General features: G+C 25.8%; 1 protein-coding gene. It reads right to left on the reverse strand.

What is annotated here, in order from left to right:
* Positions 1 to 90 precede the first annotated feature (90 nt).
* Positions 91 to 315: a hypothetical protein gene (locus HMPREF0072_RS10415; RefSeq protein WP_004830453.1), complete on the reverse strand. Its 225-nt coding sequence runs from the start codon at positions 313 to 315 to the stop codon at positions 91 to 93.
* Positions 316 to 430: the final 115 nt, after the last annotated feature.

Raw genomic sequence — 430 nt, forward strand, 5'->3', positions numbered from 1 at the left:
ACTCTCTCCTTTCTGCTCATCATCTTTAGATAGTCTGCAATAAATTGCAGCTTTGAATGAAAAGTGATTTGAATTTGTTTGTATCATTTCCTATTCCTCCTTATTTGAGTTTTCAGAAATAACACAACTTTCTCTAAAACTATTTTTATTATAGCACTCTTTTTCATTACTATCAATATTATATTTGTTATACTCAATTTCATTAGTCTTATTTAATTTGCTTGATTTTTTTATTAGCCTTAGAAAAGCGTCTGTATCTGTTCTTCTATTATCATAATTTCTTTTTACAATATATTTTGTTTGTCTTTTTGTCATAGCTTATCCTTTCATGCAATAAAAAAAGGCGATTAGATTTTTAATTTTCTAATCGCCTTTTAAGTGTCATATTTATATTTTTATTATCTCTGGCATACTTTGATACCTTTTTAGA

This window comes from Anaerococcus lactolyticus ATCC 51172 (assembly GCF_000156575.1).
GTDB lineage: Bacteria > Bacillota > Clostridia > Tissierellales > Peptoniphilaceae > Anaerococcus > Anaerococcus lactolyticus.